This is a genomic window from Billgrantia endophytica (assembly GCF_002879615.1).
Taxonomy (GTDB): domain Bacteria; phylum Pseudomonadota; class Gammaproteobacteria; order Pseudomonadales; family Halomonadaceae; genus Halomonas; species Halomonas endophytica.
Genome location: NZ_PNRF01000021.1, coordinates 43,192 through 49,516, shown reverse-complemented (window position 1 = coordinate 49,516; position 6,325 = coordinate 43,192). Strand labels below are relative to the sequence as shown.

Genomic DNA, 6,325 nt, shown 5'->3' with positions numbered 1-6,325 from the left:
TCCTGCGCAGGTACGTGACTTCTCTCGTAGCCTGGGGGTACGCGGCAAAACGGACAAGAAGGACAGCGTGGTGTTGGCACGGTATGGCGCAACTCAACAGCCTGAATGCTGGCAGCCAGAGCCTGAGGAAGTGCGCAAGCTCAAGGCGCTGGCGGCGCGACTCGATGCAATGGACAAAGACATTCACCGTGAGCGAAACCGGCGGGAAAAAGCCGAGTTCATCATGGCAACCGATATTCTCCGCTCGATTGATGACATCCTGCTGGCATTGACGCGCGAGCGGGATCGCCTCCAGCAACAGATCGATGATCATCTCGATCAGCACCCTGGCTTAAAGCGGGACCGGGTCTTGTTGCAAACGATCCCGGGGGTTGGTCCCGCCGTGTCACTCAGGTTGTTGGCGATGCTACGTAGCCGCGCGTTCCAGAGCGCTCGGCAGGCTGCTGCTTTTGCGGGACTTGTGCCCGTTAGTTGGGAGTCGGGTAGTTCCGTGCGCATGCGGCCCCGTCTTTCGAAAGCTGGCAACCCGAAGCTGCGCCAGAGCCTGTACATGGCGGCCGTCGTAGGGCTGAGGCGAAACCCAGATATCTCGGCGCTCTACCGGCGGCTGACAGGAAACGGCAAGAGCACAATGGCGGCCTTGGGGGCGGCGATGCGGAAGCTAATCCACATCGCCTATGGCATCCTCAAGACCCAAACCGAATATCGGTCGCAAACCACCTAATGGGTTGTTTGTGACTGGTTAGGAGAGATGGTATCTAGCGGCTGCCTGTCTGGCGGCGCGCTGCGCCGCCGACCCACAGCATTGCCATGCCGGCCACCAGGCCCCAGAAGGCCGAGCCGATCCCCAGCAGGCTGATGCCCGAGGCGGTGAACAGGAAGGTCACGAGCGCGGCATCGCGCTGGCCGGCATCTTCCATGGCGCCGGCCAGGCCGTTGCCGATGGTGCCGAGCAGAGCCAGGCCTGCCAGCGCCATGATCAGCTCGGCGGGAAAGGCGGCGAACAGCGCCGTGACGGTGGCACCGAACACGCCCATCACCAGATAGCCGACCCCGGCGGCAACCCCGGCGGTGTAGCGCCGTGCGGGGTCTTCGTGCGCCTCGCGGCCCATGCACACGGCGGCACTGATCGCTGCCAGGTTGAGTGCGTAGCCGCCGAAGGGCGCCAAGGCCAGGGTGGCGGCCCCGGTCCAGCCGATCAGGGGTGAGCTGGGCGCCTGATAGCCGGCGGCACGCAGCACCGTGATACCGGGCAGGTTCTGGGTCGTCATGGTCACCACGAACAGCGGTATCCCCACCCCGATCAGCGTCGACAGCGCGAATTCAGGCGCAGTGAACATCGGCACGGTGGGCACCAATCGAACGCTGTCCAGGCTGAAGTGCCCCTGCCCCGCGGCAATGGCGATTCCCACCAGCAGTACCACGGCGATCGCATGGCGCGGTACCAGGCGCCGGCTGAGCGTATAGGCGACCAGCATGGCCAGCGGCAGCAGCCACTGGCGCTCCAGGGCCACGAACAGATCCATCCCGAAGCGCAGCAGCACTCCGGCCAGCAAGGCGGCGGCCAGCGTGGGCGGAATGCGCTTGACCAGCGTGCCGAACAGACCGGTAACTCCGCACAGGGTGATCAGTGCCGCCGAGAAGAGAAAGGCGCCGATGGCTTCTTCCATGGGTACGCCCGGCAGGCTGGTGGCCAACAGCGCGGCGCCGGGTGTCGACCAGGCGGTGAGCACCGGCATGCGGTAGCGCAACGACAGGCCCAGTGATGTCACGCCCATGCCGATGCCCAGTGCCCACAGCCAGGAGCCGATCTGCGCCGGCGTGGCACCGGCGGCCTCGGCGGCCTGGAAGATGATTACCGCGGAACTGCTGTAGCCGATCAATACTGCCACGAGGCCAGCGGTGGCAGTCGATAGGCTCAGGTCGCGCCATAGGGAGCGGTGTCTGGTTGTGGGGGTGGGCGTTTCGGACATCTCGGCTCCCGGCGGCTCGGAATTCCCGTGGGGGCGTCGACACGGGGGCGTATGGCGATGATCGCTCTGCGTGGTTGGTGTGCGTTATAGCGCACGGGTACGATACCACTGTGCGTTATAACGTACAATGAGCCATCCACGGTCAGGATTCCGCATGGAAAGCATTCATTCACCATGGGAGAAGCCGCATGCATGACATCGCCCGGCAGATCGCCACCACCCTGAAATCCCTGCGCCAACAGCGTGGCTGGAGCCTGGATCGCAGTGCGGCGGAGACCGGCGTCAGCAAGGCCATGCTGGGTCAGATCGAGCGTGGCGAGTCGAGCCCGACGGTAGCCACGCTATGGAAGATCGCCAGTGGCTTCGAGGTCTCCTTTTCGGCATTGGTCGAGCCGCCGGGTGTGGGCCAGAACGATGGGACTTCGCTGCGCCAGGCGGATGTGACGAGCCTGGACGGGGATGCTTCGGGTATGCGCTTTGCGACGCTGTTTCCCGTGGATGAGCGGTTGGGGTTCGAACTGCTCGTCGTCGAACTGGCACCGGGGACGATCAGCGAATCGGACCCCCACGCGTCTGGGGTGATCGAGCATGTCGTGGTGGTGGAAGGTGAACTGGAGATTGGCTTGCAAGGCTGCTGGCAGCACATGAAAGCGGGGCAGGGGCTACGTTTTGCTGCCGATCAGCCCCACGCCTACCGCAACCTGAGTGAGAGCAGGGCGCTGTTCCACGATATGGTTCACTATCCGCGATAAGCCTTTCGGTCACTCAGGCGGCGTAGGGCCTCGGGCTGGTATCGTTCCAGCAACGCCCATAGGATCGCGGCGGTTTCGGCATCCGCCTGGCCGCGGTAGTCGTCGGGACGAAAGCGCATCTGGAAGGCGCGCAATACGGCGCGAGTCTGCGTATCCAGCTCGCCGCTTGCCGCCAGCGGATAGCCCCAGGCCTGGAGTGCTTGCTGCAAGGTGGCAAGCCCGGGGGGCGCATGGTCGAAGCGGTCGCGGTAGCGAGCCGTTGTCTCGTCCTCTGGCCATACCCCGATACCCGCTTCGTATAGCGCGTACCAGGGAAATGCCGGGCCCGGGTCGATCTTGCGCGTCGGAGCGATGTCCGAGTGGGCCACCACGTCGGTGGGATGAATAGCGTGGCGCTCGATGATATCCCGTGACAGGGCGATCAGCGCCTCGATCTGTGCGTCGGGGTAGGGTGCCCAATGGATCCCGGATACGTTTTCCGAGTCGCTTTCCAGCGCTTGCTTCACCTCGGCGTAGGGGCGATCGGGTCCGGTATTGACGATCTCGATCCCGATGGAGGTGTCGTTGATGTTGGTGCGGTTCTTCCAGGCGCTGGCGCCGGCATGCCAGGCCCGGCGCGACTCGTCCACCAGTTGATAGACCAGCGGCTCGCCGGCCCGTTGGTGAGCCGGTAGCGGCAGCACGTAGTGGGCACTGACATGGGGTCCGGTCAGGGTTGCCAGAGACTCGGCCTCGTCCACGTCGGTGTAGTGCACTACCAGGTGGCGCACCCTGCTGTTATGAGAATGCGAGACGTGGAAGTGGTCCACCACGTAGCCATCACGTCGCTCCAGGTGCTCGGGGCCCGCGCAGGCGCCCAGCAGCAGGGCGAGAGGCAGGAGGGCTGCAATGGGATAGCGCATGCCTCAACGCTCCAGCAGCAGTCTGAGCGTCAGGCCCAGCACCAGCGTCGATGCCACGCTCACCAGGGTGCCCAGCAACACATACTCGGTCAGCTTGCGATCCTTCGATTCCCGCAGGTCGCCGTAGCGCAGCACCGACTTGGCGGTCAGCAGAAAGCCCACCGCCGTCAGTTGGTCGAGCAGTACAAGCGAGAGCACCAGCAGGCGTTCGAGTATGCCGATGCGTGCACCGGCCCGGGCCAGGGTGCCGGTATCCTCGAGCTGGCTGCTCCAACGCTTCATCACCATGGCGATGGCGAACGAGAAGGGCCGCGTCACGATCAGATAGGCGGTGGCCACGCCCAGCACCGTCGGCGTGAGCAGCCAGGCGCCGAGCGCCTCGAGTGGTGCCAGGCTGCCGAGCCAGGCCAGCCACAGCATGCACAGCACCAGCAGGTGCAGCAACTGGTCGAGCAGGAACCAGCGCAGCCGGCCGGCGGGCAGCTTCGCCTTGCCCAGGTCGATCAGCCAGTGGCTGGCGGCCACCGCCGCAGCCCCGGCGAGCACTCCCGGCGGACCGGGGGAACCCGGCAGCAGCCAAGATGCAACCATCAACACCAGGGCGGTCAAGCCGGCGTGAACCAGCACGTGGTAGAGCAGGTGGTGCGAGCGGTGCAGGCGACGCACCCGCTCGTCGACCCAGTGGCGCGGCTGCAGCAGGAAGTCGCCGGCCAGGTGAGCCAGCACCAGCCCCATCAGCAGTGAGAGATCGTGGGGGTTCATCGGCGTTTATCCTTTTCCGCCAGCCGCTCGTTCAGGTAGGTCAGGGTATCGGCCAGCAGTGGCCAGCGGGCGGCGCGCAGGCGCTTGTGCACGCTGGGCTGGCGTATGCCCAGGTGATCGGCCATGGCCTGTTGGGAGGTCTCGCTCTCCAGACTGAGCCTGACCACCTCGGCCGAGTAGCGCGACCAGCTTGCCACCATGTCATCCAGGTAGCGCGTCAGCAGGGCCAGGCTACCATCGTCCGTTTCGTCGAGCAGTGCCAGCGACAGGTGCGAGCTGCCCTCGCTCAAGGCATCCAGGTCGTGGCCGGAGCGCACGAAGGGCTCGCTATCGGCCGCCGCGAGCCGGCCGTTTCCCGGCCAGCTTGCCGGGCCCACCGCCACCGCAATGCGGGCGTCCCAGCGCTGGTCGGCCTCGGAGTGCTCGATCAGTGCCGCACGCAGGGCGATAGCCACCTCCATGGCGGCTGTGGCCCTGGGCAGGGCCAACTGGAAGCCATCGCCGCGGAAGCGTTCGCTGCGTCCGCCATGCCGGGAGGCCAGTCCGGCCAGGGTTTGGTCCAGCAGTGCATAGAGCCGCTGACGATCCTCGACCTTGAGTGAGTCGATCACATCGCCGGTCAGCACGGCGATTCGCTGGGTCATGGCAAGCGCTCCAGGGAGGGTCGACTTCATCATAGCCGAAAAAGGCTATTCGGCAACTAAATAACCCTTGAGGGCTATATTTGTACATTATCGCCCTGCGGGGCTATTAGTGCTCAGCGAGCCAGCTCGCGCATGGCGTTTTCCAGCCCTTCCAGCGTCATCGGGTACATGCGGTCGTCGATCAACTGGCGGATCAGTTGGGTGGAGTGGGTATACTCCCAGGCCCGGGGCGGCATGGGGTTGAGCCAGGCCAGCCGAGGGAACTTGGCGGCCAGTCGCTTGAGCCACACGCCGCCGGCCTCGTCGTTGAAGTGCTCCACGCTGCCACCAGGGTGAGTCACTTCATAGGGTGACATGGCGGCATCGCCGACGATCACGACCTGATAGTCACTGCCGTAAGTATGCAACACGTCCATGGTGGGAATGCGCTCGCTTGTGCGGCGATGGTTGTTGCGCCAGACACCTTCGTACACGCAGTTGTGGAAGTAGTAGTGCTCCAGGTGCTTGAATTCCGAGCGGGCGGCGGAGAACAGCTCTTCGCAGACACGGATGTGGTCGTCCATGGAGCCGCCCACGTCGAGGAACAGCAGCACCTTCACCGCGTTGTGGCGCTCCGGGCGCATCTGCACGTTGAGCAGGCCGGCGTCGCGGGCGGTCTCACGGATGGTGCCATCCACGTCGAGCTCCTCCGCGGCGCCCTGGCGGGCGAACTTGCGCAGTCGGCGAAGCGCCATCTTGATGTTGCGGGTGCCGAGCTCCAGCGAGTCGTCGTAGTCGCGAAAGCGCCGCTCATCCCACACCTTGATCGCCCGACGGTGGCGCGAGCCATCCTGGCCGATGCGGATGCCCTCGGGGTTGTAGCCATAGGCGCCGAAGGGACTGGTGCCGCCGGTGCCGATCCACTTGTTGCCCCCGGCATGGCGCTCCTTCTGCTCCTCGAGGCGTTTCTTGAAGGTCTCGATCAGCTTCTCGAGCCCGCCCAGGGACTCGATCCGGGCTTTCTCCTCCTCGGAAAGCTGCTTCTCGAACTCGCGACGCAGCCAGTCGTCGGGAATCAGCGCCTCGATGGCGGCATCGAGATTCTCGAGCCCCTCGAACCAGGCGGCGAAGGCGCGATCGAAGCGGTCGAAGTGCCGCTCATCCTTGACCATCACGGTGCGCGCCACCTGGTAGAACGCTTCCATGTCGGCAAACACGACGCCATGCTCCACCACCGCATGCAGGTCGAGCAGCTCGCGCAGCGATACCGGTACGCCGGCGCGCTTCAGGGTCTCGAACAGGCCGATGAACAT

General features: G+C 65.1%; 7 protein-coding genes. 2 read left to right on the top strand and 5 right to left on the bottom strand.

Annotated features, from left to right (window positions below):
• Nucleotides 1-724: transposase (locus C1H69_RS11050; protein WP_102651734.1), on the top strand; the 724-nt coding region annotated here is incomplete at its 5' end.
• Between the two features lie 34 nt (nt 725-758).
• Here the strand turns inward: C1H69_RS11050 and C1H69_RS11045 are convergent.
• Nucleotides 759-1,973, bottom strand: a complete 1,215-nt coding sequence (locus tag C1H69_RS11045; RefSeq protein WP_102653461.1) for a benzoate/H(+) symporter BenE family transporter — start codon at nt 1,971-1,973, stop codon at nt 759-761.
• 188 nt (nt 1,974-2,161) lie between these two features.
• Between C1H69_RS11045 and C1H69_RS11040 the strand changes: the two genes are divergently transcribed.
• Nucleotides 2,162-2,725 (top strand): helix-turn-helix domain-containing protein, encoded by a 564-nt coding sequence (locus tag C1H69_RS11040; RefSeq protein WP_102653460.1) that lies wholly within the window; start codon nt 2,162-2,164, stop codon nt 2,723-2,725.
• Here C1H69_RS11040 and C1H69_RS11035 read toward each other — a convergent pair.
• From C1H69_RS11035 to C1H69_RS11020, 4 genes are all read right to left on the bottom strand, one after another.
• A complete protein-coding gene (locus C1H69_RS11035) occupies nt 2,713-3,627 on the bottom strand; it encodes an N-acetylmuramoyl-L-alanine amidase (RefSeq protein WP_102653459.1) in 915 nt (304 codons plus the stop codon). The two genes, C1H69_RS11040 and C1H69_RS11035, sit on opposite strands and share 13 nt — an antisense overlap.
• 3 nt (nt 3,628-3,630) lie before the next feature.
• On the bottom strand, nt 3,631-4,389 hold the full coding sequence (locus C1H69_RS11030; RefSeq protein WP_102653458.1) for a DUF3307 domain-containing protein: 759 nt from the start codon (nt 4,387-4,389) through the stop codon (nt 3,631-3,633).
• Nucleotides 4,386-5,033, bottom strand: coding sequence for a hypothetical protein (locus tag C1H69_RS11025; RefSeq protein WP_102653457.1), 648 nt, complete (start codon nt 5,031-5,033; stop codon nt 4,386-4,388). The genes C1H69_RS11030 and C1H69_RS11025 overlap by 4 nt, the downstream gene beginning before the upstream one ends.
• A gap of 113 nt (nt 5,034-5,146) precedes the next feature.
• Nucleotides 5,147-6,325, bottom strand: coding sequence for a vWA domain-containing protein (locus C1H69_RS11020; protein WP_102653456.1), 1,179 nt, complete (start codon nt 6,323-6,325; stop codon nt 5,147-5,149).